The organism is Flavobacterium sp., assembly GCF_043779715.1.
Lineage (GTDB): Bacteria > Bacteroidota > Bacteroidia > Flavobacteriales > Flavobacteriaceae > Flavobacterium.
The window spans coordinates 1-2,510 of the sequence record NZ_JAYWDT010000260.1 but is presented as its reverse complement, the minus strand read 5'-3'; the positions used below and the strand labels follow the sequence as shown (position 1 = coordinate 2,510).

The 2,510-nt window shown below is 30.8% G+C and carries 3 protein-coding genes; all 3 read right to left on the bottom strand.

The genetic code is table 11. The features are described 5' to 3' along the window. Positions 1 to 292: 292 nt before the first annotated feature. The 3 genes from ACH2BG_RS12580 to ACH2BG_RS12570 all read right to left on the bottom strand — a co-directional run bounded on the left by ACH2BG_RS12580 (position 293) and on the right by ACH2BG_RS12570 (position 2,255). A complete protein-coding gene (locus tag ACH2BG_RS12580) occupies positions 293 to 817 on the bottom strand; it encodes a hypothetical protein (protein ID WP_395048042.1) in 525 nt (174 codons plus the stop codon). Positions 818 to 979: 162 nt separating this feature from the next. Further along, positions 980 to 1,552: a DUF2199 domain-containing protein gene (locus ACH2BG_RS12575; protein WP_395048041.1), complete on the bottom strand. Its 573-nt coding sequence runs from the start codon at positions 1,550 to 1,552 to the stop codon at positions 980 to 982. A gap of 295 nt (positions 1,553 to 1,847) precedes the next feature. After that, entirely contained in the window at positions 1,848 to 2,255 is a 408-nt protein-coding gene (locus tag ACH2BG_RS12570; protein WP_395048040.1) for a hypothetical protein, read from the bottom strand. Between the last annotated feature and the right edge of the window lie 255 nt (positions 2,256 to 2,510).

The window sequence follows — 2,510 nt, the reverse complement described above, 5'->3', positions numbered from 1 at the left end:
AGGTATTTCTTAAACAATTGCGTTTTTAAAGTTTAGAAGATACTATCAGTCCCGATAACCAGTTGCGATTTATAGATGCCTTTGTTGAGTATGTTGATTTCTCTAAGCTCGATTTTGCTGTAAAAACGTTCAAGACTGAAAGCCCTCTTGTCATTCTCTGAAAACTTAACGATAACTCCCCAGTTCCTGCCGGTGACCGGTTCTCCCGTAAAAACTTGACAGGCTGTTCAACACAGGTTTCATTGTTCGGCTTGCAGCCGCAACGAAACCTTATCTGTTGGCAGTAGTAAATTTATTTATAATGGAAGTCCGATTCAGGTAAATTAATTACTTCATTTTTATTTCGCAAAATATTCCAAATCATATCATATAGACGGAAAAAATTTGTTGCTCTTTTTTTATTTTCTTCACTTGTGTATCCAGTATTATAGCTTACAACTTTTTGTTTTCCGTCGGAAAACATCACAATACTTCTATAAAAACCAGGATCAGTTATTGAGATAACGCTTTCTTTAGGTTCAAATTTATTTGGCATTTTGAAAAAATTAATTTCTTTCATAAATGAATAAATACTCTCTTTTTCTTCTTTCGTTAGTTCAATTTTTACTGTTTTATCATCTTCTAAATATTTTCTAGTGAAAGTGCTATTTTTCGAATTGTAGCTATCATTTCCTCCGCTATTAATTATAAAATAAAAATCATTAGGGAGTGAATTATTTTCAACTTCAGAATTTTTCGAAATTGATTTCGGTATATTATTAAAACTGTAAATACTAAAAAGTATCAGTATTATAGAGATAATTTTAAATTTTTTCATTTCTCATTTTTGTGGTTTATTACTGCCAACTTATATATACGTCTCAAAAAATCAAACCTATCACTCCAAAATTGGGTTGCTTTGTCTGACAAGTGTCAGTTTCATTGTTCGGCTTGCAGCCGCAACGAAAACCGAGCTATTAGCGGCTGTTTTTTCTATTTATTACCATATTTTCCACCATTTCCTTTTTTCAGCTTTTTCATTTTCGGTTTCATTTTTATTAACGATTTCTAACATATTAAAAATTCTTCTTTCTGCTTCTTTTTTAGAAATTCCATTATAATAATCTTTTACAAATGGATGGTCAAAATCTTTATGAGGAATTAATTCTGGTCGTTGTCCATTATTTCGTGTAATTACATCCATAGGAATGCTTTCCGAAAATTCATAATCTATTATGTCATTACAAAGCCAACCAAAATATCCTTTTTCTTCGCTGTCTTTTTTGAAGTTTTTTTCATAATCCACATAACTTTTTTCACTTAAAGAAACCCAAAGTCCGTAATCCAAATCTTCGCAATGGTCATTGACTTTTTGAATTAAAGTACAACGAATAAATCGATCAATTTGGTCAGTATGGTTTATTGTGCAAAAATCACTGTCAATATATCCAATGCTTTTTTTATCTTCTTCTGATAAACAGTTATAATTATCGGGAGAAATAAAAGTTAATGCAGGCCATTCTTCGTGGATTTCTCCACAACAACTGCATTTAAATTTAATGTTTTCTGACATTCTAATTTAGTTTTTTAGTTTTCAGTCGCTCAAAATAACCGCTAACGTCAGCTTGTCTAACAACTTCTATTTTGAGTTTTTGTATTCGAACTCCTATCTTTAAAAAATTTCAAATATGGAATTCTCAGAGACTTGTTTTAGGTTATTAGACAGTCTGACGTTATGCCACTTTGAGATGGCTGGAAATTTGTAACCTTTCAGTTTTCGGTTTTACGAAAACTTGATTCGAAACGATAATTCTACTAAATTCCAGCTAGCTCAAAATGGTGGTTAGCTATCGTAATTTATTTTGTTGTTATGTTCTCAATATTTGATTCGACATACTTTTAAGATCTTGTGAATTTTCAATTCCAATTACTCTTCTAAGTCTATTGTTTTTTAATTTTATATCTAAAAAGTCTCTTCCAAATCTTTGTTTAACTTTGATAAACTTTATATCATCAAATAAAATTTCGCTCTGATTCGACCTAAGTAGATTTAGAATTAAAATGACAAAATGAGATATTCCAATAAATAGACCTGACCAAAGCAAGAATTGATCATTTGTTTTCAAGTATCTTAGAACAGAAATTGTTCCATAAATTGTCCAAATACCTGAACTGATTAACGAAATTATGTTATGTTTCCTTGAATTATCCGAAATCTTAACCTTGTCAGTTTCAAAGGAAATTTCACCTTCTTTTAGTTTAAATGTCTGTGTCATTTTTGTCTTATTATGGTAGCTAACTTGTATATACGTCTAACAAAATCAAACCTATCACCACAAAATTGGGTCGCTTTGTCTGACTAGTTCAGTTTTATTTATTTCCAAATATATTAATTTTTTCTTACAAATAGTCTATGAAATAATACTAGCCAGTACTCCACCAAGCCCCGCATGAAGGATGGCAGTGGAAATCCTTTTATGTAGCGAAGCGAAATAAAAGATTAAACGAACAGCCTGACGCAGCTGTAACGC

Coding starts and splice junctions, on each gene's coding strand:
- ACH2BG_RS12570 (WP_395048040.1), bottom strand. CDS start 2,255: ATGACACAGACATTTAAACTAAAAGAAGGTGAAATTTCCTTTGAAACT.
- ACH2BG_RS12580 (WP_395048042.1), bottom strand. CDS start 817: ATGAAAAAATTTAAAATTATCTCTATAATACTGATACTTTTTAGTATT.
- ACH2BG_RS12575 (WP_395048041.1), bottom strand. CDS start 1,552: ATGTCAGAAAACATTAAATTTAAATGCAGTTGTTGTGGAGAAATCCAC.